This is a genomic window from Aeromonas veronii bv. veronii, assembly GCF_000820225.1.
Lineage (GTDB): Bacteria > Pseudomonadota > Gammaproteobacteria > Enterobacterales > Aeromonadaceae > Aeromonas > Aeromonas veronii.
In genome coordinates this window covers 90,312-116,616 of record NZ_CDDK01000041.1, presented here as the reverse complement: position 1 = coordinate 116,616, position 26,305 = coordinate 90,312, and the positions used below count along the sequence as shown (strand labels likewise).

Below are 26,305 nucleotides of genomic sequence, written 5' to 3'. Positions count from 1 at the left end.
TGTGGCACCGGATGTGGCGGATTTTTGAACGGCTGGCCACGAGGGGCCATGAAAGGTTCATTTGTTGCCAAACCGATCGCGGACGATCACCGACAATGCGATAAGGACTATTTTTCAAACACTCATCTAATTATTTATCATGGATAAACGTTTTCTATTTTCGGTATTTTAATATAATGATTTTGAAATATTCCACGAACAGTTACTGCGCCACAGGGAATGTTGCGAAAATGCTGATTAAATATTTTCAAAGAATATGAAAACGGCGCCACCACTATTCAACATTATGTTTTAAAAGGATTTATGTTATCTGTGTTGCGCGATTAATATCAGTTCATTGCACAATTAATTTAAAAACGTTTGTATTATCCTGCCTCCATAATATTGCGCGGGATTGTGATGGCTATCTGATTTTTAAATGTGCAAATGTCTATGATGGCGCCGGTCAAAAATTACAATTTACTCAGGTGCTACAGGTATGGAATACGTTCACTTTGTGCTCGGACTGGTGATGGTCCTCGCTCTCTCTCTGCTGGCTAACCGCCACAACTGGAAACAGATCAAGCTGCGTTATATCGGCCAACTGCTGGTGGTCGAACTGGCGCTGGCCTGGTTCATGCTGAACTCCGAAGTGGGTCTGGCGGTGGTGGGTGGCTTCGCGGCCGGCTTCACCAAGTTGATGGAGTTTGCCAAACAGGGTACCGACTTCGTGTTCGGTGGTCTGGTCAACGAAGGGGCCTTCTCCTTCTTCCTGATGGTGCTGATGCCCATCGTCTTCATCTCCGTGCTGATCGGTATTCTGCAGTACATCCGCCTGCTGCCGCTGGTGATCCGCGGTATCGGTACCGTGCTGGCCAAGATCAACGGCATGGGCAAGCTGGAGTCTTTCAACGCCATCAGCTCGATGATCGTCGGCCAGTCCGAGAACTTCATCGCCCTCAAGAACATCCTGCCGCACCTGAACGAGAAGCAGATGTACACCCTGGCGGCGACGGCCATGTCTACCGTCTCCATGTCCATCGTCGGTGCCTACATGCAGCTGATCGAGCCGCGCTACGTGGTTGCCGCGCTGGTGCTCAACATGTTCAGTACCTTCGTCGTGCTGTCGCTGATCAACCCCTACGAGCCGGATAACTCCGTGACCGACATCAAGGCCATTGCCGAAGGTGACGAGCACCACACCCCGAAGAAAGAGAACTTCTTCGAGATGCTGGGCGAGTACATCATGGCCGGTTTCACCGTTGCCGTGATCGTGGGTGCCATGCTGGTGGGCTTCATCGCTCTGATCGCCCTCATCAACTACCTGTTCGAGATGGCATTTGGCGTGAACTTCCAGTTCGTCATGGGTTACCTCTTCTACCCAGTCGCCTGGATCCTGGGTATCCCGAGTGGTGAAGCGCTGCAAGCGGGCTCCATTATGGCGACCAAGCTGGTGACCAACGAGTTCGTGGCGATGATGGATCTGGGCAAGGTGGCTGCCGAGCTCTCTCCGCGCACCGTCGGCATCCTCTCCATCTTCATGGTCTCCTTCGCCAACTTCAGCTCCATCGGCATCATCGCCGGTGCGGTAAAAGCGCTGAACGAAGAGAAGGGCAACATGGTTTCCCGCTTTGGCCTGAAGCTGGTCTACGGTTCTACTCTGGTCAGCCTGCTCTCTGCTGTTATCGCAGGCATCATGATCTGATCCTCTAGTGGTTCGCACCACTGCTTGGGCCCCTGACCTCGTCAGGGGCTTTTTCGTTTCTGGCCTACAGGCGCCAGCCGCACCACCAGCCGGCGACCAGCAGGGTGAGAGTGCAAAAGCCGGTTTCGATGGCGCCGCCGCTGCGCAGCGGCCAGCCCGGCAGGCGGTAACGGCGCTTGATGGGCCAGAAGAGCGGAATGCCCGCCGGGGTGAGCCAGTCCCCCAGCAGATGGCTGAGGTAGCCGACGATCAGCGCATCCTTGACCCCCATGGGCAGGGTGTCCGGCGGCAGGCTCTGGTTCAGCCCCCAGACAGCGGCGGCGACCGCCAGCAGACTGTGGGTGAAGCCGCGATGGCCAAAGAGGCGCGACAGGGGCTTGGAGATCCACGGCAGTTGCTGCCCCAGCAGTGATTTGGGGTGGTCGAGATCCGGCAGCAGGGCGCTGGCCAGCGCGATCGGGATGCTCTGCCACAGGCTGGCATCGGCCAGGGCCGGCGTCAGCTGCAGTTTGTGGGCAATCAGGGTACAGGTAACGGAGAAGAGCAGGTGCCCTTGGGCGGTCATGATGATTACGGCGTGGACAAGATGGCGGCGCATCTTACCAGCCTGACGGTGGTGGTCAGCTCTTATTTTAAAAATCAGGATGTTACGGCGAAAAAGCGCCCAGACAGGGCGCCTTTAGGGTCTCTTTACAGCTTGCCTTTGACCAGCCACTTGTCGAGGGCGTTGGCGAAGCGCTGTTTGTCGGCAGCATTGAAGGGGGCCGGGCCGCCGGTCTGCACGCCGGCCGAGCGCAGCTCTTCCATAAAGTTGCGCATGCCGAGCCGCGCCTTGATGGTCTCGCGGGTGTAGGTCTCGCCGCGGGGATTGAGTGCCTCGCCGCCAGCATCGATCACCCAGGAGGCGAGGGGGATATCACCGGTGATCACCAGATCGCCGGGCTGAACCTGCTGGGCGATGACATGATCTGCCACATCGAATCCCTTTTCCACCTGCTGGGTTTTGATGAAGGGCGAGGGGGGCACCCGCAACCCCTGATTGGCCACCAGGGTGGTGACGACCTGGGCGCGGTGGGCGGCGCGGTAGAGGATCTCCTTGACCGGAATGGGGCAGGCATCGGCATCAACCCAGATGGGCATGGCATGGTTTCCTGTAGTGAAAGCGGATGGAAAACGAGAGCGGCCATGTTAACACAGGCCTCCCCTTCCAGGCGCGGGGCTGAGTCGGCCCCGCCTTTGGTGTAAGCTGGGGCCAGCACATGAAACGAGAAGGAGACGAGATGGATCGGGTGCCCGGTGAAGTGATTTATGCCCTGACTCTGGATGGCAAGGGTGGCATGGCGCCGCTGACGGCGGGAAGCGAAGTCCCGGCGGCGCATCCCGGCTGGCTGCATCTGGATTACGGCAATCCCGATTCGGCGCGCTGGCTGTTGCAGACCCCCTTGCTCAGCGAGGCGGCCAGGGAGTCGCTGCTCGGCCAGAGCAATCGTCCCAAGCTGGTGCGGATGGGGGAGACGGTGCTGCTGATCCTGCGCGGCATCAACCACAACAAGGATCACAGGCCCGAAGAGATGGTGGCGCTGCGTATCTTCATCACCCCGGATCTCATCATCAGCAGCCGTCGTCGTCCGCTGCTCTCCGAACAGGATGTCTTCAACCAGCTCAAGCTGGGGGGCGGCGCCGATACCCCGGCCGACTGGCTGGTAGAGATTTGCGATGCCCTGACCGATCGGGCGGGGGAGTTTGTCGAGGAGCTGCACGACAAGATCCTCGATCTGGAGGAGATGGTGCTGATGCGCGACATGCCCGCCAATGGCCGCTTGGCGCTGATCCGCAAGCAGCTCATCATGATCCGCCGCTACCTCTCGCCGCAGCGGGATCTGGTGGCGCGGCTGGCCAACGAGAAGATCAGCTGGCTGGATGAGGATGACCGCCGTCGTCTGCTCGATATCGCCGATCGGCTGCGGCGCTGGCTCGATGACCTCGATGCCGGAGTGGCACGCACCGCCGTGCTGGCAGACGAGATCAACAATCTGATGGCGGAGGCGACCAACCGCCGCGCCTACCAGATGTCGGTGATGGCGCTGCTCTTTTTGCCCGCCAGTTTCCTGACCGGCCTGTTTGGCATCAACCTCGGCGGTATCCCCGGGGCCGAGAATCCGACCGCCTTCTGGGTCTTCTGCGGATCCTTGGTGGCGCTGGCAAGCGGGCTGGCTATCTGGCTCAAACATCGGCGCTGGTGGTAAGGAGGCGTAACCCATGTGGCAATCAATTGGCCTGACCCTGCTGCTGTTGCTGGGTCATACCCTGATCCGGCGGCTGATTCACAAGAGCCTGCTGGCGCTCGGTCAGAGCAGGCAGGTGAGCGAGAACCGGGTGCTCTACGTGGCCCATGTGTTCCACTTCCTGCTCGGCTGCGCCACCTTGCTGGTGCTGGCCGGGGTATGGGGGCTCGACTTCTCCCGACTGGTAGTGCTCGCGTCCTCCTTCTTTGCGGTACTGGGGGTCGCCATGGTCGCCCAGTGGTCGATCCTCTCCAACATCACCGCCAGCATCACCATCTTCTTCGCCTTCCCCTACAAGATTGGCGACCGGATCCGCATCCTCGACAAGGATGATTCGGTCACCGGCGTCATCACCGAGATTGGCTTGTTCTACGTGCGGGTGCGTGATGACAACGGCGATCTGGTCACCTATCCAGCCAACCTGATCCTGCAAAAGCCGGTCAGAAAGCTGGAGGGCAAGGTGGCGGAACCACTGCAACCGGAATAGAAAGCAACCGGATTAACAAAAAGGCTCCCTCGGGAGCCTTTTTACTGTGCGGTGGGTGGCGCTAGCGTTCGAAGAAGCGGTAGAGGTGCTCCACCTGAACCGGGCAGTCGGCCACCTGATGCAGATGTTCGCGGGCCTGCTCGACAGTGCCGAAACTGACCGGGCAGCCGAGGGTGTCGGTCAGCTCGTAGAGGGCGCCATCCTTGCCTCTGAATTCGATGATCCATCCGGGGATGGCCACGTCGTGGAGGATTTCGGCCTCTTGCAGGATCTGTTGCTGATAGAGCTTACGAAGTTCACTGACTGTCATGATGCTCTCCTGTGGGGAATATCCAGCTCCAGTCTATGCCTGCCCTTTATATGCGGCAACGGGATCATCCCCGCAGGACCTCCCATGCCCAGCGGATGCGGACAAAGGTCTCGGCATTGCCACCCCGATCCGGATGGTGCTGCAATGCCCGCTCCCGCCAGCGGCGGCGGATCGCCTCCTGGCTCGCCCCTTCATCCAGCTGGAACAGCGCCAGCGCTTCCTCCTTGTGCCCCTCCCCGTCATAGGTGCGCCAGAAGCGGTTGAGCAGGGTTTCTACCTCTGCCCGATCCGTCTGCCAGAACACCTGCCAGTCGAGATAGTAGCTACGCAGATTTTCGCCAACGGCAAAGCCGTGGTTGACCTCCTGATTCCCGGCCAGCGGTTCGAGCCGGATATCCAGGGTACTGATCACCAGCCACCACCCCTCTTGCCAGAGCTCGGCCTGCAGCTGGTAGAGGGCGTTCATGATCAGGAAGTTGACCCGAAACAGCTGCAACTGCTCATCGTCGGCCAAGGGCGGGATTGCCCCCTGCTGGCGCAGGTCGGCCATCAGTTCGTGTACCTTGTAGCTGCCCGCCGCCTGTTGCAGCAGGGCCAGCAGCGGGGCGATCAGCGGATTGTGGGTGGCCTCGCTCATTCGGCGCCCTGCTCTCTGGGCGGTTGCAGGGCGATCAGCAACTCACCCGCCTGCGGGGTGACGGGGCCGGTGACGATGTGGGGCTTGCCCTTGCTATCCATGACGAATAGCGGGATGGCGCCGGGATTGGCGGCCTGATATTGGGCCCAGTCGAACGCTTCGCTCAGGCGGGTCGCCTTGATCTGGCCACCCCGGCTTAGCAGACCGCTCAGCTTGGCATAATTGATGTCGGGGCCGAACAGGTTCTGGCGGGCGCGGAAGGTGGCGCTCTCCCGGTTGGCCTTGCCGTGCTGTTCGCTGGATCGCAGGGAGTAGACCTGCTCCTCGCCGTAGAGGTGGGCGAAGTGCAGTACCCCGAGGGCGTTGTTGTGGCGGTTGGGGGAGAGTGCCAGCACGGTACTGATGCTGGTGAGCGGCAGGTGCAGCTCGGCATGCTCCGACTGGGGGTTGCCGAAGTAGCAGGGCAGGTTGCTCATCCGCGCCTGTTTGCAGAACTCCCAGGCGGGATCGCAGAGTTGCACCGGCACACCCAGATCCGCCAGCGCCTTGCCGATGGCCCGCGCCACCGAGTTGGCCCCTATGATGAGCCAGGTGTTGGGGGCGCTCTGGCGCATCTTGAGCAGGCTGGCCAGCGGTGCCGAGGTGAGGCTCTGCAACACCACGGTGGAGATGATCACCGCAAACACCAGTGGCACCAGCTTGTCGGCATCGGGGATCTCGGCCTGATGCAGGCTGATGGCGAACGAGGCGCTGACCGCCGCCGCGACTATGCCGCGCGGGGCGATCCAGCTCAGCAGGGCGCGAGCTCGCCAGGAGAGATCCGAGCCCCAGGTCGAGACCAGAATACAGAGCGGACGCGCCACGAATTGCACCACGCACAGCAGCGCCAGCACCATGGGGCCGAGTTGCCAGAGCTGGGCCAGATCGAGGCGGGCCGCCAGCAGGATAAACAGGCTGGAGATAAGGATGACCGCGAGATCCTCCTTGAACGCCAGCACCTCCTCCAGATCCAGCCCCTCCTGATTGGCGAGCCAGATGCCGAACACGGTCACTGCCAGCAGGCCCGATTCGTGGCTGAGCCAGTTGGAAAGGCTGAAGGTGACCAGCACCAGCGCCAGCACGCCGAATTTGTGCAGGCTGACCGGCAGCCAGTCCTTGCGAATGAGTAGGGTGGTGAGCCAGCCTGCCGCCACCCCGATCAGGGAACCGACCAGCACTGTCTTGCCCAGCGCCAGCAGGGTATGGCTGATGAGATCCCCCTGACTGCCGAGGCGTACCGCCTCGAACACCAGCACCGCAAACAGGGCGCCGATAGGGTCGATGACGATCCCCTCCCAGCGCAGGATGCGGTCTACCTCCCGGGTGGGGCGGATCACGTTGAGCATGGGGGCGATCACCGTCGGGCCCGTTACCACCAGCACCGCGCCGAGCATGGTGGCGACCCGCCAGTCCAGCCCCAGCAGGAAGTAACCGGCGCTGCCGATGACGGCGAAACTGACCAGCATGCCGGTGGAGCAGAGGTTGCGCACCACCTTGCCGATCCCCTTGAGCTCGGCCAGATGAAGGGTCAACGCCCCCTCGAACAGGATGATGGCTACCGACAGGGAGACCAGCGGAAACAGCAGATCCCCGAGCAGGGCATCGGGGTCGAGCAGGCCGCTGACCGGACCCAGAGTCAGGCCGGTAAGAAGTAGAAACAGGATGGCGGGTACCCGCAGCGACCAGGCGAGCCATTGGGCCAGCACGGAGACTAGGGCGATCCCGGCCAGAGAGAGGGCAATCATGCAGACCTCGATTCAGGCAGTGAGTATGGAGCTAGTGTAGTGGCTAAGTTGGTCAGATTGACACCTGAAGGAGCGTGCATCATGGCCGGGATGGGGAGATGTGCGACAGTCGGCGTCATGGTGGCTGGCGGTGGTGTGAAGGGCGCCAGCCAGACGCCAACCGTGGTGATGGGGTGGCCTCGGGGCCGGATTAGATGGGGCTCTCCTTGTGGAGCTCGCCGACACAGTCGGCCAGCGCCAGTACCAGTGCGGAGCGCACCATCTGATCGAGCCGGTTGAGCTGCATCTGGTAGAAGGCCCAATCCTCTTCGCTGGCAGGGGGCTCCAGTTTCATCATACCGCCCTGATTGACCCCGTGCAGGCGGTCAAGCAGATCGCGGATCGGCTTGTCGCTGAAGCGGTAATCCTTGGGGTCGCGCACCAGAAAGTCGCGGATCTTGAGATAGGCTTCCAGATCCTGATAGCGCTCAAGGGAGATGAGGCCGAGGGCGAAGATGAGCTTGAGGCGCACTTCCAGCTGGCCGAGGGGGCCGCTCTGGTTGAGCAGGGGTTCGATGGCGTATTTGACGGCATACTCCTCCTGACGGAACGCGCGTCGCATCAGGGAGTCGACCGCCTCTTCCAGGATGGTCACGGCTTCGAGAAAGAAGCCGCGAGGGCCATCCTGCTCGTTCAGTCGTTCCAGTACTTCATCTTCCTGGTGTGTGGTCATAGGTGCATTGGGTCCAGCTGACAGGGAGAGAGTCAGCCTCTCTCCCGGTTTTTATCATATGGGGCGCATTTCCTTGCGATTCAATCAATTGGAGCGTCCGGTCATGCGCCGCCAGCAGGGTATTACAAGGTCTCGTAACGAGCCACTATGGTGTGGACGATTTCGCTCTCTGCATCCAGTCCGGTGACGCGGGCCAACGCTTTGGCCGGGCCAAGCTCCGCTAGCAGCTGTTGCAGCTCGACCGCCTGCGGATCATCGGCATTGCGATAGTGGAGCGCCGCGGCGATCCCCTCCTGCAACTGATCGCTCGGCAGGCTGTACTCCAGGGTGCCGAGCAGCGGCTTCACCAGTCGATCCCCCGCCGCCAGCTTGCGCAGTGGCTGACGACCGACCCGGTCAATCTCGTCCACCAGATAGGGGTTGGCGAAGCGGGCCAGGATCTTCTCGATGTAGGCGGCGTGCAGGCGCGGGTCGAAGCCGTAGCGTTTCACCAGTACGGCACCGCTCTCCTCCATGGCGCGGCGCACCTTGCTGCGGATCACCGGATCCTCGATCGCCTCGCGCACTGTGCGGTAGCCCCGCAGTTTGCCGAGGTAGGCGGTGACGATGTGGCCGGTGTTGAGGGTGAACAGCTTGCGCTCGACGAAGGCCATCAGGTTGTCGGTTGGCTCCATGCCAGCCACCTGTGGCAGCTCCCCCTTGAACTGGGTCTGATCGACGATCCACTCGCTGAAGCTCTCTACCGTCACTTCCAACGGATCATCGTTGGCAGCCGCGGCGGGCGGCACGATGCGATCCACCGCCGAGTCGACGAAGCCGATACAGGATTCGAGCGTGGCATGATACGCGACCGGCAGGTACTTGAGTACCTCCCGCTTGAGGTGGCTGGTGCCGCGCACCATGTTTTCGCAGGCGATGACGTTGAGCGGGGTCAGGTTGCCGGCATCGAAACGGGCCTGCAGCCCCTTGGCCAGGGTGCTGGCAATCTTGTCCAGAATGTTGGGGCCCACTGCCGTGGTGACCAGATCGGCAGTGATGATACGCGCGATCACCTCGTGACCGGCGGAGCTCACCGCCGCCACGTTGCGCACCACATCCAGCTTCTGATCCGCCCCTACTACATGGACCTTGTACTCCTGACGGTGGTTGAGCTGGTCGATCAGGGTGTCGTTGACGTCGGCGAAGGTGACCTGATGGCTGGCATCCGCCAGCACTTTGCCGATAAAGCCGCGACCGATGTTACCAGCACCAAAATGCAATGTTTTCATGATATTAACCTCTTGAACCAAAGACGATGAAAGATGATTACGCAGCCTGTTCGGCACCCAGCAGATCCAGGAAGGCCTGGGGATCCGTGGTGCTGGCCAGCCGGTCGATGAGACCGGGTTCATCCAGTGCATTGGTCAGGCGGGTTATTACCTGCATGTGTTCGTCGTTGCGGGCGGCGATGCCGATCACCAGCCGCGCTACCTCATCGGCAGCCTCGCCAAAGGCGACCCCGGCCGGGTACTGGCAGATGACGATGCCGGTACGCTTCACAAACTCCTTGGCGGCGATGGTGCCGTGCGGCACGGCGATGGATTCGCCGAGGTAGGTGGAGACCAGCTGTTCGCGCTCCAGCATGGCGTTGACGTAGTCGGGCGCCACGTAGCCGCGCTCTGCCAGCAGTCGGCCTGCGGTCAGGATGGCGGCCTCCTTGCTGTCGGCTTTCAGTCCCAGATGCACGTCATGACGGCTCAGGGTAAAGACTTCGGCCGCTTGCGGCTCGTAGCTGTCGTCGTTGGCCGCCACCAGCAGTTGCGGGTTGGCGACGTCATCGTTGGCGGCCTGAGTCAGGCTCTGTACCAGCTCCTGATAGAGACCGTTGTCGAGGAAGTTGGTCAGGGAAATATGGTGGGCATGCGGCGCATGGCGACGGGCCCGCTCGGTCAGATCCTTGTGGGTGATGACCCAGTCCACCTGATCGTCGAGCTGATCGATGGCGCGGTTGGTGATGCTGATATCGAGCCCGGCGGCCTGTACCCGCTTGCGCAGCATGCCGGCGCCCATGGCGCTGGAACCCATGCCTGCATCGCAGGCGACCACGATATTGCGCACCGCCATCAGTTCACCGCCCGGCTTCTTGGCCGCTGCGGTTTCGGGCTTGCCGCCCTTCATGGCTTTCATCTTGCGGGTGGCTTCACCGAGGGCATCGGCCTCGTCGGCTTCCGGCTGTTGGGCTCGAACGAATACGGCGGCGACCAGGAAGGAGACCAGAGTGGCGCTGATGATGGAGAGGGCGACCCCGATCAGGGAGGCTTTCGGCGTCATCAACAACACTGCGAAGATGGAACCCGGCGACGCGGGTGAGACCAGACCGGCGTTGAACAGGGTCAGGGTAAAGACCCCGGTCATGCCACCGGCGATCACCGCCAGAATGAGGCGCGGGTTCATCAGCACGTACGGGAAGTAGATCTCGTGGATGCCGCCGAAGAAGTGAATGATGGAGGCACCTGCAGCGGACTGCTTGGCGGCGCCGCGACCGAACACCATGTAGGCCAGCAGTACGCCCATGCCCGGGCCCGGGTTTGCTTCAATCAGGAAGAAGATAGAGCTGCCGTGCTCGGTCGCCTGCTGGATCCCCAGCGGCGAGAAGATGCCGTGGTTGATGGCGTTGTTGAGGAACAGGATCTTGGCCGGTTCAACGAAGATGGAGGTGAGCGGCAGCATGTGGTTATCCACCAGGAAGCCGACGCCACCGGCCAGCACGCCGGAGAGCACCTTGACGAAGGGGCCAATCACGAAGAAGGCGAGGATCGCCAGCAGCATGCCGATAAGGCCAGCGGAGAAGTTGTTGACCAGCATCTCGAAGCCGCTCTTGACGCGACCGTCCATCGCCTTGTCGAAACGCTTGATGGCCCAGCCACCGAGCGGGCCGACCATCATGGCGCCCATGAACATCGGGATGTCGGTCCCCACGATGACGCCCATGGTGGTGATGGCACCGACCACGCCGCCGCGCTCACCCCCCATCAGCTTGCCGCCGGTATAGCCAATCAGCAGCGGCAGCAGGTAGGTGATCATGGGACCAACCAGCTTGGCCAAGGTTTCATTGGGCAGCCAGCCGGTGGGAATGAAGAGGGCGGTAATAAAGCCCCAGGCGATAAAGGCGCCTATGTTGGGCATGACCATATTGGACAGGAAGCGTCCAAAATTCTGTATCTTGACTTTGGTATCCGGTGATAACATGTCGGGACCCCGTTTTAAGCCTGTTTGATTAAAAGTGGTAGTTCGGGATGGCCGGTTTTGCCGAACCTCCATCCCGGTCGTCTAAGCAACTTCAATCTACCAGCTTGCGATCAAATTAGGCTGAAAACGGGGTGTCTTGTGATCCACATCTCAGATACCCCGTCATGCCCCCTCTCCAACCAGTGATGAAGATCACATTCGCTCGCTGTAATTCGGCTACATTTCGATCTTTTCTGTTTTGAATGACCATTTTTTGTGGTTTAGATCACCAATTCAGCTTTGCCGCTCCTTCGTGAAAAGGTGATTTACATCACAAATTCAATTTTTGTATTCGAATGGGACAAATCACTCAATTACTCATCAGTGGGTAGTGGCGATGGATCTATCGAAATACTCCATTGCTTACCAATGAATCAATAAATTTGTAACCCACTTTCAGTTTTTACGGTTGGTGATGAGGTCTCTTTTGCTGCTGGCCGATGGGAATTGGCGCCAACATGCAGGATGTTATCGAGCGGCAGATGTTCGGAGCGCTTGTTTGCCGCGCAGGCCAGACTGCAGATAAAAACAAACCGCCAGCAGGCGGTTTGTCGGTTTTTGCGATCTGAGCCCTGTCGGGGCTGCGGCTTAGTAGAAGCCGGCATCCTCGGGGGAGGGGCGGGTCTTGAAGCGGCGATGGAGCCACATGTACTGCTCTGGTGCCTTGCGCACAGCGGCTTCAATCTCGCGGTTGGCGCGGGCGGCATCAATCATATCATCCCCGCTCGGGTAGTCGGCGAGCGGTGCCCCGATATGCAGGGTGTAACCCTCGCTGGTGCGGATGTTGTAGCAGGGGAGGGTGACGGTGTTCTTCACCCGAGCCAAGGTGGCGGTGCCGGTGATGGTGGCGGCCTGCTCTACCGCGAAGTAGGGCACGAACACGCTGGCGTGGCTGCCGTAGTCGTGATCCGGTGCATACCAGAGGGCGTCGCCGTTGCGCAGCGCCTTGATCATCCCCTTCACATCCATCCGGTCTACCAGATATTTGTTGGAGGCACAGCGCCCGTGGTACTGGGCATACTCCAGCACCGGATTGGTGTTGGGGCGATAGACCCCCACGCCGGGGCGCACCAGCCCGAAACAGCGGGCGTTGAGTTCCAGCGTCAGGAAGTGGCAGGAGAGCAGCAGCATGCCCTGACCTTTTTCCATGGCGGCGATGACGTGCTCTTCCCCTTCCACCTTCATCAGGTTGCGCATCCGCCAGTCTGGCCAGAACCAGGCGATCCCCACCTCGAACACGGCGCAGCCCACGCTCTCAAAGTTTGCCTTAAGCAGTTTCTCCCGCTCATCCCGGGTCAGCTCGGGCATCGCCAGCTCCAGATTGCGACGGGCAATCTTGACCCGGGACTTCAATATCCTGGCGGCGAGGCGACCGAGCTGACGGCCCAGCCACATCTGGCTGCGCCACGGCAGCAGGGTCAGCAGCCAGAGCAGGCCGAGGCCGAACCAGCTGGCCCAGTAACGGGGATGAAACAGGCGGGGCTCCAGGCGGGGAGCGTTGTCATGGGCCATGGCTAATCTCTTGTTCGCAAACACAATCGGGGGATTCTAGCCGAAAAGGGGGGGCGGGGGCGAATGGCTGTGTGCTGGTCAGAGGGGTAGCCTGCGTCCGGTTAGCGTGACAGCGGCGGCAACTGCGGTCGGCTTTTTCTACACCGGATAAAAGAGTGTGATAAAATCGCCCGCTGATTTTTCAGGTTTTGAGAGTCGATACAGATGAAGATCACCCTGCCCGATTTTGAAAAAGCCCGCGTTCTGGTCGTTGGCGATGTCATGTTGGACCGTTACTGGCATGGCCCTACCGGTCGGATCTCCCCCGAGGCGCCGGTGCCCGTGGTCAAGGTTGAACACATTGAGGAGCGTCCCGGTGGCGCAGCCAACGTGGCCCTCAACTCCGCCGCCCTTGGCGCTCATGCCGTGCTGCTTGGCCTGACCGGTCAGGATGAAGCGGCCGATGCCCTGGCCGGTCAGATGGCTGGCGTCAAGGTGGCCTGTGACTTCGTTCGTCTGGCCGACTTCCCGACCATCACCAAGCTGCGGGTGCTGTCCCGCAACCAGCAGCTGCTGCGTCTGGACTTTGAAGAGCCCTTCCACTCCGTCGATGCCACCCTGCTGATGAGCAAGGTCGAGCAGGCGCTGCCGAATAGCGACGTGATGATCCTTTCCGACTATGGCAAGGGTGCTCTCAACGATGTGCCCGGCATGATCCAGCGCGCCCGAGCCGCGGGTATTCCGGTGCTGGTCGACCCCAAGGGGACCGACTTCGAGAAGTATCGCGGTGCCACCCTGCTGACCCCCAACATGTCCGAGTTCGAGGCTGTGGTAGGCAAGGTGAAGAGCGAAGAGGAGCTGGTCGCCAAGGGGTTGGATCTGGTCAAGCGTTTCGAGCTGGATGCCCTGCTGGTCACCCGTTCCGAGAACGGCATGACCCTGATCCGCGAAGGTCAGCCGGAGCTGCATCTGCCGGCTCAGGCCCACGAGGTTTATGATGTGACCGGTGCCGGTGATACCGTCATCTCCACTCTGGCTACCTCACTGGCGGCAGGCAAGAGCCTGGACGAAGCCTGCGCGCTGGCCAATACCGCTGCCGGTATCGTGGTCGGCAAGCTGGGTACCTCTACCGTGAGTCCGGTCGAGCTGGCCAATGCCCTCTACACCGAGCAGGAGACAGGCTTCGGCGTGATGTCTGAAGCCCAACTGAAAGTGGCGGTTCGTGCCGCTCGTCTGCGCGGCGAGAAGGTGGTGATGACCAACGGTTGCTTCGACATCCTGCATGCCGGCCATGTCTCCTATCTGGCCAACGCCGGCAAGCTGGGGGATCGCCTGATCGTGGCGGTCAATACCGACGAGTCGGTTCGCCGTTTGAAAGGGCCGGGTCGTCCGGTCAACCCGACCGAGCGCCGCATGGCGGTGCTGGCTGCGCTGGGCGCGGTTGATTGGGTAGTGCCGTTTGGTGAAGATACGCCGCAGCGCCTGATCGCCGAGATCCTGCCGGATCTGTTGGTCAAGGGCGGCGACTACAAGCCGGAAGATATCGCCGGTTACGCCGAGGTGACCGCCAATGGCGGCGAGGTGCGCGTTCTCAACTTCGAGGATGGCTGCTCCACCACCGACATCATCAAGACGATCCGCGAGCGCGGCTAACGCGCTGCTGGCCCCGCAATCTGGCGGGGCTCATTATCGGCGGTAGCAAGCAGGCAGAAATACGGATAACAAAAAGGCGACCTTGCGGTCGCCTTTTTCATGTCCGATAGCGGCTATCAGCCTTTGGCTTTTGCCGTGGCGGGCATCAGGCCCTGGTTCACTTCCACCAGATCCTGCGCTTCCAGAATACCGGCAGCCTGTTTCAGGCTCAGGATATTGAGAATGTAGTTGTAACGGGCTTCGGAGAGCTTCTGCTTGGCCTCGTACAGCTTGCGAGTGGAGTCCAGCACGTCGACGATGGTACGGGTACCCACTTCGTAACCGGCTTCGGTCGCCTTCAGGGCGCTGTCGGCGGAGACCACAGACTGGCTGTAGGCACGTACCGAGCCGATGCTGGCGTTCACGTTGTTGTAGGAGGAGCGTACTGTGCTCTGCACCGAGCGGAAGTTCTTCTCCAGCAGTTCGCTGGCCGCTACGTAGTTGTATTGAGCCTGTTTCACCTTGGAGCTGGTGGCGCCACCGCTGTAGATGGGCAGCTTGAAGGTCAGACCGATATTGGCCTGATTGTCATTGCCACCGCTCTGAATGTTATCCAGCTTGTAATCGGTATTGCTGGTTTGCAGTCCGGCACCCAGATCCAGAGTCGGCTCATGGCCGGTTTTGGCGAGATCGATCTGCTCCTTGGCAATGTCCTTGCTGATGCGGGCACTGTGCAGTTGCAGGTTCTTGTCCAGCGCCAGCTCCAGCCACTTGTCGGAGCCGAAAGCGGTCTTCTGCGGGCTGAAACGATCGGTGTTCAGCACGTCCAGATTGCGGTGATCGATACCGGTCAGCTCGCGCAGGGTCTCGTAGCTGTTGTCCAGCGAGTTTTCGGCATTGATCTCGTCAGCCAGCGCCTGGTCGCGGGAGGCTTCAGCTTCATGGACGTCGGTGATGGCGGTCAGGCCCACTTCGAAACGCTGCTGGGTTTGCTCCAGCTGACGCTCTACCGCAACCTTGTTGGCACGGACGAATTCCAGGGTATCCATCGCCTTGAGCACATCAAAGTAGGCTTTGGCGGTGCGCACCATCAGGTTCTGGATTTCGAGGTTGTAGGCGACATCTGACTGAGTGGCCTGCTTCTCGCTGATATCCAGATTGACCCAGTTACTGCGACGATAGAGGGATTGCGACAGCGTCACCTCACCCTTGGCGTTGGTATTGCTCTGGGTATCGTTCTTGTTTTGCAGATAATTGAGCCCGGCACCCAGATCGATCTGGGGCAGCAGAGGAGCACGGGATTCGTTGATCTTCTCGAAGGCCTGGTCGCGAACGGCTTTGGACTGCAGCAACTGCGGGTCTTTGATCTGGGCTTGCTGGTAGATGTCGAGCAGGTTTTCGGCATGGGCACCGGCACTGACGCCCAGCAACACCATGACTGACAAAAGTGTTCTTTTCATAGATCGTTTTAACCTTATGTAGTAACCCAAACTGGTTGCTGGAGAGGCAAATATTGTCACCGACCAAGCTTGATTGCAGCTTAATCACTCTACTATAAGCAAAATTTAATGCTAAGAGTCTCAGGTCCGGTGACGGGAACGTCAAGAACCGGACGCAGTTTTCTCCCCGCGCGCCTAGCCAAATGGTCTGTGGCTGCTAAAATCCACCCCTCATTACCATGGTACGCCGAGTGAATGAACGTTCATTCATGTTCCTCGGATTTTATGGTCAAACTGATACAAGTCAAGCTGACGGGAGCCCCGGATGTCGCAGCAACCCTTGCCGCAAGATCGGCATTACGCCGCCGATGATGTAAAAATCATTGAAAAATCAGCTGGATATAACGGCTTCTTCAAGGTGAATGTCTATCGTCTGCAGCATCGGTTATTTGCGGGCGGCTGGAACCAACCCATCGTGCGCGAGCTGTTCGAGCGGGGCCATGCTGCCGCGCTGCTGCCCTATGATCCGGTACGCGACCAGATAGTGCTGGTGGAGCAGTTCCGCATCGGTGCCATGGAGACCAGTCCGACCCCCTGGCTGCTGGAGCTGGTGGCCGGCATCATCGACGAAGGTGAGACCGCCGAGGCGGTGGTGCGTCGCGAAGCGGTGGAAGAGGCCGGGATCGAGGTGGCCCGCTGCGAGCATGCCATCAGCTATCTGGTGAGCCCGGGCGGCAGCACCGAGCGGATCGAGGTCTTTGTGGGCGAGGTGGATGCCAGCAAGGCCGAGGGACTGCACGGTCTGGCTGATGAAGGCGAGGATATCCGGGTGCACGTGGTGAGCCGCGAACAGGCCTACGCCTGGCTCAAAGAGGGACGCATCGACAATGCGGCCTCGGTCATTGCCCTGCAGTGGCTGGCTCTCAACCACGGCGAGCTGCGCGCCCGCTGGCTGGCGGATCGCTGAGGTGGCGCTGACCCTGCAACAGAGCAGGCGCTATGTGCCTGATCTGATGTCCTTGCAGCGTACCTGCGAGGTCAACTACATGGCATTAATGAAACTGCTGCCGCCTGATGGGGAAGTCGGCGCCGAGCGCCGCTATCGGGTCGGCAACGATCTGCAGTTCCAGCTCACCATCATTGGCGAGAGTCGCTTCACCAATCAGGTGATCCTGAGCCAGCACAACCCCGAATTGCCCGAATATTTACAAGCTCAGATAGAGATTCGTTTGTATCATGATGTGCGGATGGCGGAAGTGTGTGCAGCGCAACAGATTTCCCGTTTGCAACCACGTTATGATTATCCCAATAAAAAGATGCACCAGCGGGACGAAAAGGAGCAGGTAAATCTGTTTCTGGCCGAATGGCTAAAATTTTGTCTCAGACATGGTACCAGCCCGATCAATATCTCCAGTTGAACAAATAAAAAGAAGCGTGATTTTGGAAACAGAGCTCCCCCAAGCGCAGGACGGCAGTGTGCGCCTGTTGCAAATTACCGACACCCACCTCTTCGCGAGTGCCGAAGGGCGGCTGTTGGCTGTGCGCACCGCAGAGAGTCTGGCCGCAGTGCTGGAACAGGTGCAGGCCAATGAACACCCCTACGAGGTGATTCTGGCGACCGGCGATCTGTCGCAGGATCACAGTCCGGAATCCTATCAGCGTTTCGCCTCCATGATGGCGCCTCTGGGCCGCCCCATCTACTGGCTGCCGGGCAATCACGATGACAGCCCGCTGATGACCGAATATCTCCATGCCGCCGGGATCAGCGAATCCAAGCAGCTGGTGGGCGACCACTGGCAGGTGATCCTGCTCGACACCCAGGTGCGTGGCAAACCTCACGGCATGATTGGCGATCACCAGCTGGCCGCCCTCGACCGCGCCCTGCGTCAATATCCTGATCGCCACGCTCTTATCACCCTGCACCATCAGGCGGTGCCGGTGGGCTGCGCCTGGCGGGATCAGCACAATCTCAAGAATGCCGATGACCTGTTCGCCGTGCTGGCCCGTCATCCGCAGCAGAAGACCATCCTGTTCGGCCACGTTCATCAGGAGTTTGACGAGGTGCACCGCGGGGTGCGGCTGATTGCCAGCCCATCGACTTGCATTCAGTTCAAACCGCTATCCGACGGCTTCGCGCTGGATGAATCCGGCCCGGGCTGGCGCTATCTCACCCTCTATCCGGATGGGCGGGTGGCCAGCGAGGTGTGGCGCCTGCCGGTGGGGCAGTTTGTGCCCGACCCCAACGCCACCGGTTATTGAGGAGAGCATTCCATGAAGTCCGTTCTCCTTTATCTGCACGGTTTCAACTCCTCACCGGGCTCCGCCAAGGCGCAGCAGATGGCTGCCTGGGTGGCCGCCAATCGGCCCGACATCGAGGTGATCATTCCGGCCCAGCCCAATACGCCAGCGGCGGCCTGGGCGGCTATCGAACAGACCATCGCCGATCTGCAGGGTCGTTATGGCAGTGAATTCAAGCTCGGCGCCGTGGGTAGTTCCCTCGGCGGCTTTATGGCGACCCGGGTGAGCGAGCGGTTCGGCTGCCGCGCTGCACTGATCAATCCGGCGGTGCGCCCGCATGAGCTGCTTTGTGACTACCTTGGCCCCCAGACCAATCCCTATACGGGTGAGCAGTACGAACTGCTGCCTGAACATATGGACGAGCTGCGGGCACTGGCGGTACCGGTGACGGCGCCGGAGCGACTCTGGATCCTGCAACAGCAGGGGGATGAGGTGCTCGATTATCGCAAGGCGCTGGATGAATACCGCTTTGCCCGCCTCTCGCTGGAGTGTGGCGGCAACCACGCCTTTGTAGCGTTCGAGCGCTACCCCGCCCAAATCATCCGTTTCCTCGGGTTATAGTCAGGTTTGAGTCAATAAGGGCGGTCTCGCCCTGCTTGTTCTTCTCCAGATCAAGCTTTCGGTGCGGGGAGTTTGTTCTACCCCCGCCTAGCAGTTAAGATTCCCTCCAAACGTCAATTCGCAAGGCCCTCCATGTCTACTCAATACAATGCGGATGCCATTGAGGTCCTCAATGGCCTTGAGCCGGTGCGTCGCCGCCCCGGCATGTATACCGACACCACCCGGCCCAACCACCTCGGCCAGGAGGTCATCGACAACAGCGTCGATGAAGCGCTGGCAGGTCACGCCCGCAATCTGGAGGTGATCCTGCATGAAGACCAGTCCCTCGAAGTGATCGACGACGGCCGCGGCATGCCGGTCGATATCCACCCGGAAGAGGGTGTCAGCGGGGTGGAGCTTATCCTCTGCAAGCTGCACGCGGGCGGCAAATTCTCCAACAAGAACTACCAGTTCTCCGGCGGTCTGCACGGGGTGGGTATTTCGGTCGTAAACGCCCTCTCCGATCGGGTCGAGGTGACGGTGCGTCGCGACGGTCAGGTCTACGACATCGCCTTCGAGCGCGGCGAGAAGGTGCAGGAGCTGACCATCACCGGCACCTGCGGCCGTCGCAACACCGGCACCCGGGTGCGTTTCTGGCCGCAGGCGAGCTACTTCGATTCGCCCAAGTTCTCGGTCACCAAGCTGGAGCACCTGCTCAAAGCCAAGGCGGTGCTCTGCCCCGGCCTCACCATCAAGTTCCTCGACAAGAACACCGGCATCAAGCTGGAGTGGTGCTACGAAGATGGCCTCAAGGATTATCTGGTCGATGCGGTCAAGCAGTTCACCTGCCTGCCGGAGCAGCCCTTTATCGGCTCGTTCAGCTCAGAACAATCGGCGGTGGACTGGGCGCTCTGCTGGTTGCCGGAAGGGGGCGAATGCCTCGCCGAATCCTATGTGAACCTCATTCCCACCGCCCAGGGCGGTACTCACGTCAACGGCCTGCGTCAGGGCCTGCTCGACGCCATGCGCGAGTTCTGCGAGTTCCGCAACCTGCTGCCGCGCGGGGTCAAGCTGACCCCGGAAGATATCTGGGATCGCTGTGCCTACATCCTCTCCATCAAGATGCAGGATCCACAGTTCGCCGGTCAGACCAAGGAGCGCCTCTCCTCCCGTCAGAGCTCGGCGTTCGTCTCCGGCGTGGTGAAGGATGCCTTCAGCCTCTATCTGAACAGCAATACCGAGCTGGCGGAGCAGATCGCCGAGATCTGTATCAGCAGCGCCCAGCGCCGGATGCGTGCTGCCAAGACGGTGGTGCGCAAGAAGATTACCCAGGGCCCGGCGCTGCCCGGCAAGCTGACCGACTGTAACTGCGCCGACCCCATGCAGGGTGAGCTGTTCCTGGTGGAGGGTGACTCCGCGGGCGGCAGTGCCAAGCAGGCGCGGGATCGCGAGTTCCAGGCCATCATGCCGCTGCGCGGCAAGATCCTGAACACCTGGGAGGTAGAGGCCGGTCAGGTGCTTGCCTCGCAGGAGGTGCACGATATTTCCGTGGCCATCGGCCTTGACCCCGATTCCGAGGATCTCAGCGGCCTGCGCTACGGCAAGGTGTGCATCCTCGCGGATGCGGACTCGGATGGTCTGCACATCGCCACCCTGCTCTGCGCCTTGTTTGTGAAGCACTTCCGCACGCTGGTGGAGAAGGGTCACGTCTACGTCGCCATGCCGCCCCTCTACCGGATCGATATTGGTAAAGAGGTCTACTACGCCCTCGACGAGGACGAGAAGAACGGCGTGCTGCAGCGGGTCGAAGCCGAGAAGAAGAAGGGCAAGGTGATGGTGACCCGATTCAAGGGTCTGGGTGAGATGAACCCGAAACAGCTGCGGGAAACCACCATGGATCCCAACACCCGCCGTCTGGTGCAGCTCACCATGGAGCCGGCAGGAGAGAGCGAAGGTGATGCGGCTGACGAGACCCTGCAGCTGATGGACATGCTGCTGGCCAAGAAGCGGGCGAGCGATCGCCGCGAATGGCTGGAAGAGAAGGGCAACCTCGCCATCATCTAAGCCGTCGGTCACCTGCCGACCCGCATTTCAGGCGTGCCCTCCTGGGGCGCGCCATAGCAAGAGAAAAACATATGAGTGATGCTATCGAGCTCAGTCTGGACGGGGTAGAGCGCCAGCCAATGCGCACCTTTACTGAACAGGCTTACTTGAACTACTCCATGTACGTCATCATGGATCGGGCCTTGCCGCATATCGGCGACGGCCTCAAACCGGTGCAGCGGCGAATTATCTACGCCATGAGCGAGCTGGGGCTGTCGGCGCTCTCCAAGCACAAGAAGTCCGCCCGTACCGTGGGTGACGTGCTGGGTAAGTACCACCCCCACGGCGACAGCGCCTGTTATGAAGCCATGGTGCTGATGGCCCAGCCCTTCTCCTACCGCTACCCGCTGGTGGATGGTCAGGGCAACTGGGGTGCACCGGACGATCCCAAATCCTTCGCTGCGATGCGTTATACCGAAGCACGCTTGTCGCGCTTTTCCGAGCTGCTGCTCTCCGAGCTGGGGCAAGGCACGGTGGAGTGGACGCCGAACTTCGACGGCACCATGAAGGAGCCGGTGGTGCTGCCCGCCCGCCTGCCGCACATCCTGCTCAACGGGGTGACCGGTATTGCGGTGGGCATGGCGACCGACATCCCGCCCCACAACGCGCGGGAAGTGGCCTACGCCTGTGCCGAGCTGCTCGACAACCCCAATGCGGGGCTGGATGTGTTGATGCAGCACATTCAGGGGCCGGACTACCCGACCAACGCCGAGATCATCACCCCGCGCGACGATATCCGCAAAATCTACGAGACTGGCAAGGGCTCCATCAAGCAGCGGGCGGTCTGGAGCGAGGAGGATGGCGACATCGTCATTACCGCGCTGCCCCATCAGGCCTCCGGCGCCAAGATCATGGAGCAGATCGCCGCCCAGATGGTGGCGAAAAAGCTGCCGATGGTCACCGATCTGCGGGATGAATCTGACCACGAGAACCCGACCCGTCTGGTGATCGTGCCGCGCTCCAACCGGGTGGATGTAGAGGGGCTGATGGCTCACCTGTTCGCCACCACGGATCTGGAGAAGAACTACCGGGTAAACCTCAACATCCTCGGCCTCGACAACCGGCCGCAGGTGAAGTGCCTCAAGACCATCCTCAGCGAGTGGATCCAGTTCCGCCGCGAGACGGTGCGTCGCCGCTTGCAGTTCCGCCTCGACAAAGTGCTGGCTCGCCTGCACATCCTCGAAGGCTTGCTGATCGCCTACCTCAACATCGACGAGGTGATCGAGATCATCCGTACCGAGGATGAGCCGGGCAAGGTGATGGTGGAGCGCTTCAACATTACCGAGACCCAGGCCGAAGCGATCCTCGAGCTGAAACTGCGCCATCTGGCCAAGCTCGAAGAGTTCAAGCTGCGCGCCGAACAGAACGAACTGGCCGAAGAGCGCGATAAGCTGGAACTCATTTTGGGCTCCGAGCGTCGCCTCAACACCCTGCTCAAGAAAGAGCTGCTGGCCGATGCCGAGAAGTACGGCGACGATCGCCGCACCCCGCTGGTGGAGCGTGCCACCGCCGTGGCGCTGACCGAGAAAGAGCTTATTCCCAGCGAACCGGTCACCGTCATCCTCTCCGACAAGGGGTGGGTGCGCGCCGCCAAGGGCCACGATGTCGATGTGGCGGGGCTCTCCTACAAGGCGGGGGACAGCTATCTGGCCCACGCCTGTGGCCGCAGCAACCAGCAGGCGGTGTTCCTCTCCACGTTGGGGAGAACCTACGCCCTCGAATCCCACACCCTGCCATCTGCGCGCAGTCAGGGCGAACCGCTCACCGGCCGCTTTGCGCTGGGGGCAGGGGAAGAGGTGCGCCATCTGGTGATGGGCAACGAGGGCGAGCCGTATCTGATCGCCAGCGATGCCGGTTACGGCTTTGTCTGCACCTATGACGATCTCATCGGCAAGAACAAGAACGGCAAGGCGCTGCTCACCGTGCCGGAAGGGGGGCAGGTGATGGCACCCCAGAAGATCGGCTCGCCGGAGACCGATCTCTGCATGGCCATCTCCAACGAAGGGCGCATGCTGCTGTTCCCGCTCAACACCTTGCCGGTACTCGGCAAAGGCAAGGGCAACAAGCTGATCAGCATTCCGTCGGCTCGGGTGAAGGCGCGGGAGGAGTTTGTGGTGATGGCCGCCGTGATCCCGCAGGGCCAGTCGGTCACCCTGTTTGCCGGCAAGCGCAAGCTCACCCTCAAACCCTCGGATCTCGACTACTACCGCGGCGAGCGCGGCCGCCGTGGCGCCAAGTTGCCCCGCGGTTTGCAGCGGGTCGATCGCATCGAGATTGAACCCGCCGCCGGGGAAAATCAGGAAGGGTAATTAATATAGAAGGGCGCGAAAGCGCCTTTTTTATTATAAATATTTTTTTGGTGATTTCATGTACGATTTCATAAAGGATTTTTCACCTGTCTTTTTAGCTTTTTTTGGATTGTTTGTCCCAATTTATCAAGCTCAACGGGAAAGAAGAGCTAACTTTAAAAAAGAACATCAAATTAAAATATTTGAACAATTGCTCTCTGTTTCCAATGCACTGACATCTACTTGTGATGAACTATCTTTAAAAGCGTTGATATGGCGTGTTAATAAAGCGGATGGACATGAGGTTGACCTCCCTAAAAGAATGGATTACGCAATGCAGCTTGAGCATGTCACGTATTTGTTTTGCAAAGAATTGGAATGCCACGAAATTTTAAATCCTTTGTTATTTAGAACAACTCGTTTCATGATTCAAGCAAAATTATACGAGCTTTCTAGGGAACAACCATATCTTGAAAAAATTGACTTTTTTAGTAAGTTAGAATGGGTATCTAGAGAAATATCGTGTTTCACCAGAGATCTCATATCATGTTTGCAAAATGAGATTTATGGCGAGCTATTTTTAACAAAGGTTTCACCAAGGGAAACGACAATGGATAGTTTGAAGGTTATAAGAAATGAACCTGATAAACTGTATGCGCTATTAGAATATGTACAATGTGAAACTCACTATGGTAAAGAAGTGTTGAAAGTGAGTTAGTTTTGCACAGGTCTTTATAAGGCTGTAGGTCTGATTAACGAAGCGTAATCAGACCTACGCAAACGATAAACGCTGGCGTATGCCATTTAGTTTTGGACTTTAGCTACTGATAACTAATAATGTTTTGTCGAATGAACTCAATAAATACACGTGTTTTAGCAGGAAGATATTGGCGATTTGCATAAACAGCAAACAACTGCAATGGGGCGGCGGGTAGCTCAAGTTCAATTTCAACCAAGCTGCCATTATCAATAAATTCTTGACAAGATACCTTGGCAAGAATGGCAAAACCTACACCGGCTATGGCTGCTTTTAACGCCAGTTCGCCACTATTGACCCGGTAGTGTTCATTCACCTGGATGGTGGAAAATTCACTGCTCGTGCGAGTAAATTGCCAAGGCATTCCTTTCAGTGCACTCACCGTTGTTATGCAGGGGAGAGTTTTGAGTTGTGATGTGTGGTTGGGAAGCCCCCACTTCTGGATCAATGACGGGGAGCCAACAACAGTACAGGGAATGGTGGTCAAATGGCTGGCTATGTAATCGCAATCATCCATCTTGCCTCTGTGAATGATGATTGCCATGTCCAAATCCTCTCTTAATGATTCAAGTCCGGAGAGATTGGTAATGCAGCTGATCGTTATTTCAGGATGCTGGCAGGCAAAGTCGGCAATGGCAGTACCGAGCAGTTTTGGCCCAGCCTCATTGGGGATACAGATGCGTAATGGACCTTTCAGCTGAATCTGCTGTGATGTCAATTCAGCCTCGGTTTGCTCCAGTGATTCCAGCAGTGGTTTTACTCGGGTATAGAGCAGTTGCCCTGACTGTGTGAGCTTCATATGGCGGGTTGAGCGTTCAATCAGTTGAAGGTTCAAGGCTTCTTCCAATTGAGAAATACTGCGGCTCACATTTGAGGTGGGGATTTGAAGGGTTTTAGATGCCCCGACAAAACTGCTGTTTTCAACCACTGCAATGAAAATCTTCAGCGCATTCAATTCCATGCCGGTACGCATTGATTATCCCTAATCTGATAACAATCCATGCCATTTTAACGAATAAAATTAAAATGTGATAGTGGGTATAGTTTTTATCTCTAAAGATTGAGAGTAAACACTATGATGCTAGATGAAAATAATATGGGTGAAAGAACTCACCATAATCGTTCGGTTATGAATTTTAACGTTGTCTGGTTGGCGGCATTGATTCAATTGGTCAGTGCGCTTGATTTCATGATGATTATGCCGCTTGGGCCTGATTTATCTCGCGCACTAAATATAAGTCCAACCTATATAGGATATTTAGGAGGCGGGTATGCACTGGCAGCCGCACTATCATCGTTGTTATGTGCCAGATATCTCGACCGATTTGATAGAAAGCATGTTGCACTGATCACATTGTTGGGTATCACGCTATCCACTTGGGCCTGCGCTTTGGCATGGGATATGGAAAGTTTATTCTTTACCCGCTTGCTGGCCGGTATGTTTGCCGGTCCTGCAACATCCATTGCTCTGGCGATCGTTGTGGATGCCACGCCTGTACAGCAACGTGGCCGAGCGATGGCCATCGTGATGGGGGCGTTTTCGTTGTCAGCGATTGCCGGTGTGCCGTTGGGATTGGAGCTGGCAATGTTAAAAGGATGGAGTGCACCTTTCTATGTTTTAGGTGGCTTGGGATTGTGTATCTGCGTGGTGGTATATACAAGGCTGCCCGGGATGACGGCCCACTTGGGATTGAGTCAGAAGGCTTTTTCATCCATTGAAATGTTGAAGCGACCTGTGGTGTTGAATGCGTTTATGGCAATTGGGTTGGCAATTTTCAGCACCTTCCTTATTGTTCCCAACATAGCTGCTTATTTTCAATTTAACCTTGATGTTCCTCGCGGCGATATGAGTCAGTACTATGTCATGGGCGGCATTTTTAGCCTGTTTTCAATGCAGCTTGGTGGATTGTTTATTGACCGTTTTGGCGCAATGAAAGTGACGATTTTGATGGGGGCATTGACGATAGCGGTTGTTTGGGATGGCTTTTTGCATGAGCCTGGGCTGCCGACCATAGTGATTTTCACGTTATTCATGGTGGTTACATCGACCCGAACGATCACCGTAGCTGCTGTTAATAGTCAAGTGGCAGCGCCTTGGGAAAGGGCGGGATTCATGTCATTGCAAAATGTTTTTCAACATATATTCAGTGGCTCGGCTGCCGTCGTCTCTTCGATGATTTTAACAAATGTCGATGGTCACCTTGGCAACATAACTCTATTGGCTTGGCTAACCATAGTGTTGACGATTATTCAGCCACTTTTTCTATATCGATTGCTCAAGCTGCTGCGTTTGGGAACCCCAAAATCGGATGTTTGAGAAACGAGACCTGTGGGGACATAGGCTTGATTGACGAAGCCTAAACGGGGGCTCGCCAGCCAGACGCGGGTCATCCATCCCACCAAAAGAGAAGGGCCCCGCCATCCATGATGGCGGGGCCCTTGCATTATCAGCTGTGTCGCGGATTCAACCGTTCGTACTGACAGGGGCTGGTGAAATGGCTGGCCCGAATCCAATTAGACAGGAATGGCAGTGGCTGCCGGTGGCGGGGTGATTTTGGAGGCGATCAGCTGGCGCAGGCGGGGCACCAGCA

Annotated in this window: 23 protein-coding genes; 12 read left to right on the top strand and 11 right to left on the bottom strand. The window is 58.6% G+C overall.

Annotation, left to right across the window (positions count from 1 at the left end):
- Window positions 1-478: 478 nt before the first annotated feature.
- On the top strand, window positions 479-1,684 hold the full coding sequence (locus BN1139_RS17830; RefSeq protein ID WP_005354925.1) for a NupC/NupG family nucleoside CNT transporter: 1,206 nt from the start codon (window positions 479-481) through the stop codon (window positions 1,682-1,684).
- A 64-nt stretch (window positions 1,685-1,748) separates the two neighbouring features.
- Here BN1139_RS17830 and BN1139_RS17825 read toward each other — a convergent pair whose 3' ends face one another.
- Window positions 1,749-2,249, bottom strand: coding sequence for a metal-dependent hydrolase (locus BN1139_RS17825; RefSeq protein ID WP_041202821.1), 501 nt, complete (start codon window positions 2,247-2,249; stop codon window positions 1,749-1,751).
- 125 nt (window positions 2,250-2,374) lie between these two features.
- Window positions 2,375-2,824 carry a YaiI/YqxD family protein gene (locus BN1139_RS17820; protein ID WP_005354923.1) on the bottom strand — a complete coding sequence of 150 codons (450 nt, stop codon included), beginning with the start codon at window positions 2,822-2,824 and terminating at the stop codon, window positions 2,375-2,377.
- Window positions 2,825-2,964: 140 nt separating this feature from the next.
- Between BN1139_RS17820 and zntB the strand changes: the two genes are divergently transcribed.
- A complete protein-coding gene (zntB, locus tag BN1139_RS17815) occupies window positions 2,965-3,930 on the top strand; it encodes a zinc transporter ZntB (protein WP_005341467.1) in 966 nt (321 codons plus the stop codon).
- A 13-nt stretch (window positions 3,931-3,943) separates the two neighbouring features.
- On the top strand, window positions 3,944-4,456 hold the full coding sequence (locus BN1139_RS17810; RefSeq protein WP_005354921.1) for a mechanosensitive ion channel domain-containing protein: 513 nt from the start codon (window positions 3,944-3,946) through the stop codon (window positions 4,454-4,456).
- A gap of 61 nt (window positions 4,457-4,517) precedes the next feature.
- Here the strand turns inward: BN1139_RS17810 and BN1139_RS17805 are convergent, their stop codons facing one another.
- The 7 genes from BN1139_RS17805 to lpxL form a co-directional block, all read right to left on the bottom strand.
- The gene (locus tag BN1139_RS17805; protein WP_005354919.1) at window positions 4,518-4,766 is read right to left on the bottom strand and encodes a hypothetical protein; all 249 of its coding nucleotides are present in this window, start codon (window positions 4,764-4,766) and stop codon (window positions 4,518-4,520) included.
- Window positions 4,767-4,830: 64 nt separating this feature from the next.
- On the bottom strand, window positions 4,831-5,403 hold the full coding sequence (locus BN1139_RS17800; protein ID WP_005354917.1) for a DNA-J related domain-containing protein: 573 nt from the start codon (window positions 5,401-5,403) through the stop codon (window positions 4,831-4,833).
- Window positions 5,400-7,187, bottom strand: coding sequence for a cation:proton antiporter (locus BN1139_RS17795; protein ID WP_005354915.1), 1,788 nt, complete (start codon window positions 7,185-7,187; stop codon window positions 5,400-5,402). Before BN1139_RS17795 ends, BN1139_RS17800 begins: the two co-directional genes overlap by 4 nt.
- 190 nt (window positions 7,188-7,377) lie before the next feature.
- Complete coding sequence (locus BN1139_RS17790; protein ID WP_005354914.1) at window positions 7,378-7,899, bottom strand: MltR family transcriptional regulator; 522 nt, start codon at window positions 7,897-7,899, stop codon at window positions 7,378-7,380.
- A 122-nt stretch (window positions 7,900-8,021) separates the two neighbouring features.
- The gene (locus tag BN1139_RS17785) at window positions 8,022-9,167 is read right to left on the bottom strand and encodes a mannitol-1-phosphate 5-dehydrogenase (RefSeq protein WP_005354912.1); all 1,146 of its coding nucleotides are present in this window, start codon (window positions 9,165-9,167) and stop codon (window positions 8,022-8,024) included.
- A 37-nt stretch (window positions 9,168-9,204) separates the two neighbouring features.
- The gene (locus BN1139_RS17780) at window positions 9,205-11,127 is read right to left on the bottom strand and encodes a PTS mannitol transporter subunit IICBA (RefSeq protein WP_005354910.1); all 1,923 of its coding nucleotides are present in this window, start codon (window positions 11,125-11,127) and stop codon (window positions 9,205-9,207) included.
- A 627-nt stretch (window positions 11,128-11,754) separates the two neighbouring features.
- A complete protein-coding gene (gene lpxL, locus BN1139_RS17775; RefSeq protein ID WP_005354908.1) occupies window positions 11,755-12,678 on the bottom strand; it encodes an LpxL/LpxP family Kdo(2)-lipid IV(A) lauroyl/palmitoleoyl acyltransferase in 924 nt (307 codons plus the stop codon).
- 204 nt (window positions 12,679-12,882) lie between these two features.
- Here lpxL and hldE point away from each other — a divergent pair, with 204 nt between their 5' ends.
- The gene (hldE, locus tag BN1139_RS17770; protein WP_005335903.1) at window positions 12,883-14,310 is read left to right on the top strand and encodes a bifunctional D-glycero-beta-D-manno-heptose-7-phosphate kinase/D-glycero-beta-D-manno-heptose 1-phosphate adenylyltransferase HldE; all 1,428 of its coding nucleotides are present in this window, start codon (window positions 12,883-12,885) and stop codon (window positions 14,308-14,310) included.
- A gap of 116 nt (window positions 14,311-14,426) precedes the next feature.
- Here the strand turns inward: hldE and tolC are convergent, their stop codons facing one another.
- On the bottom strand, window positions 14,427-15,749 hold the full coding sequence (tolC, locus tag BN1139_RS17765) for an outer membrane channel protein TolC (protein ID WP_005354907.1): 1,323 nt from the start codon (window positions 15,747-15,749) through the stop codon (window positions 14,427-14,429).
- Between the two features lie 304 nt (window positions 15,750-16,053).
- On the opposite strand from tolC, the gene nudF reads away from it, so the two are divergent.
- The 7 genes from nudF (at window position 16,054) to BN1139_RS21150 (ending at window position 23,675) form a co-directional block, all read left to right on the top strand.
- The gene (gene nudF / locus BN1139_RS17760; protein ID WP_005335901.1) at window positions 16,054-16,695 is read left to right on the top strand and encodes an ADP-ribose diphosphatase; all 642 of its coding nucleotides are present in this window, start codon (window positions 16,054-16,056) and stop codon (window positions 16,693-16,695) included.
- 46 nt (window positions 16,696-16,741) lie between these two features.
- Window positions 16,742-17,146 carry a DUF1249 domain-containing protein gene (locus BN1139_RS17755; RefSeq protein WP_202411252.1) on the top strand — a complete coding sequence of 135 codons (405 nt, stop codon included), beginning with the start codon at window positions 16,742-16,744 and terminating at the stop codon, window positions 17,144-17,146.
- 22 nt (window positions 17,147-17,168) lie between these two features.
- Entirely contained in the window at window positions 17,169-17,987 is an 819-nt protein-coding gene (gene cpdA / locus BN1139_RS17750; protein ID WP_041980816.1) for a 3',5'-cyclic-AMP phosphodiesterase, read from the top strand.
- Between the two features lie 12 nt (window positions 17,988-17,999).
- Window positions 18,000-18,587, top strand: coding sequence for a YqiA/YcfP family alpha/beta fold hydrolase (locus BN1139_RS17745; RefSeq protein ID WP_005354902.1), 588 nt, complete (start codon window positions 18,000-18,002; stop codon window positions 18,585-18,587).
- Window positions 18,588-18,719: 132 nt separating this feature from the next.
- Window positions 18,720-20,630, top strand: a complete 1,911-nt coding sequence (gene parE / locus BN1139_RS17740; protein ID WP_005335894.1) for a DNA topoisomerase IV subunit B — start codon at window positions 18,720-18,722, stop codon at window positions 20,628-20,630.
- A 71-nt stretch (window positions 20,631-20,701) separates the two neighbouring features.
- Entirely contained in the window at window positions 20,702-22,978 is a 2,277-nt protein-coding gene (parC, locus tag BN1139_RS17735) for a DNA topoisomerase IV subunit A (protein WP_005354900.1), read from the top strand.
- 58 nt (window positions 22,979-23,036) lie between these two features.
- The gene (locus BN1139_RS21150; protein ID WP_005354898.1) at window positions 23,037-23,675 is read left to right on the top strand and encodes a hypothetical protein; all 639 of its coding nucleotides are present in this window, start codon (window positions 23,037-23,039) and stop codon (window positions 23,673-23,675) included.
- A gap of 103 nt (window positions 23,676-23,778) precedes the next feature.
- Here the strand turns inward: BN1139_RS21150 and BN1139_RS17730 are convergent, their stop codons facing one another.
- On the bottom strand, window positions 23,779-24,687 hold the full coding sequence (locus BN1139_RS17730; RefSeq protein ID WP_005354896.1) for a LysR family transcriptional regulator: 909 nt from the start codon (window positions 24,685-24,687) through the stop codon (window positions 23,779-23,781).
- A gap of 102 nt (window positions 24,688-24,789) precedes the next feature.
- Here BN1139_RS17730 and BN1139_RS17725 point away from each other — a divergent pair, with 102 nt between their 5' ends.
- Complete coding sequence (locus BN1139_RS17725; RefSeq protein ID WP_005354895.1) at window positions 24,790-26,031, top strand: MFS transporter; 1,242 nt, start codon at window positions 24,790-24,792, stop codon at window positions 26,029-26,031.
- Window positions 26,032-26,305: the final 274 nt, after the last annotated feature.

Excerpts from the sequence above, each read along its gene's own strand:
- BN1139_RS17830 (WP_005354925.1), top strand. The coding sequence starts at position 479 with ATGGAATACGTTCACTTTGTGCTCGGACTGGTGATGGTCCTCGCTCTC.
- BN1139_RS17820 (WP_005354923.1), bottom strand. The coding sequence starts at position 2,824 with ATGCCCATCTGGGTTGATGCCGATGCCTGCCCCATTCCGGTCAAGGAG.
- parC (WP_005354900.1), top strand. The coding sequence starts at position 20,702 with ATGAGTGATGCTATCGAGCTCAGTCTGGACGGGGTAGAGCGCCAGCCA.
- BN1139_RS17795 (WP_005354915.1), bottom strand. The coding sequence starts at position 7,187 with ATGATTGCCCTCTCTCTGGCCGGGATCGCCCTAGTCTCCGTGCTGGCC.
- BN1139_RS17790 (WP_005354914.1), bottom strand. The coding sequence starts at position 7,899 with ATGACCACACACCAGGAAGATGAAGTACTGGAACGACTGAACGAGCAG.
- BN1139_RS17810 (WP_005354921.1), top strand. The coding sequence starts at position 3,944 with ATGTGGCAATCAATTGGCCTGACCCTGCTGCTGTTGCTGGGTCATACC.
- BN1139_RS17755 (WP_202411252.1), top strand. The coding sequence starts at position 16,742 with ATGTCCTTGCAGCGTACCTGCGAGGTCAACTACATGGCATTAATGAAA.
- BN1139_RS17725 (WP_005354895.1), top strand. The coding sequence starts at position 24,790 with ATGATGCTAGATGAAAATAATATGGGTGAAAGAACTCACCATAATCGT.
- BN1139_RS17730 (WP_005354896.1), bottom strand. The coding sequence starts at position 24,687 with ATGCGTACCGGCATGGAATTGAATGCGCTGAAGATTTTCATTGCAGTG.
- BN1139_RS17800 (WP_005354917.1), bottom strand. The coding sequence starts at position 5,403 with ATGAGCGAGGCCACCCACAATCCGCTGATCGCCCCGCTGCTGGCCCTG.
- nudF (WP_005335901.1), top strand. The coding sequence starts at position 16,054 with ATGTCGCAGCAACCCTTGCCGCAAGATCGGCATTACGCCGCCGATGAT.
- hldE (WP_005335903.1), top strand. The coding sequence starts at position 12,883 with ATGAAGATCACCCTGCCCGATTTTGAAAAAGCCCGCGTTCTGGTCGTT.
- zntB (WP_005341467.1), top strand. The coding sequence starts at position 2,965 with ATGGATCGGGTGCCCGGTGAAGTGATTTATGCCCTGACTCTGGATGGC.
- BN1139_RS21150 (WP_005354898.1), top strand. The coding sequence starts at position 23,037 with ATGTACGATTTCATAAAGGATTTTTCACCTGTCTTTTTAGCTTTTTTT.
- BN1139_RS17825 (WP_041202821.1), bottom strand. The coding sequence starts at position 2,249 with ATGACCGCCCAAGGGCACCTGCTCTTCTCCGTTACCTGTACCCTGATT.
- BN1139_RS17785 (WP_005354912.1), bottom strand. The coding sequence starts at position 9,167 with ATGAAAACATTGCATTTTGGTGCTGGTAACATCGGTCGCGGCTTTATC.
- parE (WP_005335894.1), top strand. The coding sequence starts at position 18,720 with ATGTCTACTCAATACAATGCGGATGCCATTGAGGTCCTCAATGGCCTT.
- tolC (WP_005354907.1), bottom strand. The coding sequence starts at position 15,749 with ATGAAAAGAACACTTTTGTCAGTCATGGTGTTGCTGGGCGTCAGTGCC.
- BN1139_RS17745 (WP_005354902.1), top strand. The coding sequence starts at position 18,000 with ATGAAGTCCGTTCTCCTTTATCTGCACGGTTTCAACTCCTCACCGGGC.
- lpxL (WP_005354908.1), bottom strand. The coding sequence starts at position 12,678 with ATGGCCCATGACAACGCTCCCCGCCTGGAGCCCCGCCTGTTTCATCCC.
- BN1139_RS17805 (WP_005354919.1), bottom strand. The coding sequence starts at position 4,766 with ATGACAGTCAGTGAACTTCGTAAGCTCTATCAGCAACAGATCCTGCAA.
- BN1139_RS17780 (WP_005354910.1), bottom strand. The coding sequence starts at position 11,127 with ATGTTATCACCGGATACCAAAGTCAAGATACAGAATTTTGGACGCTTC.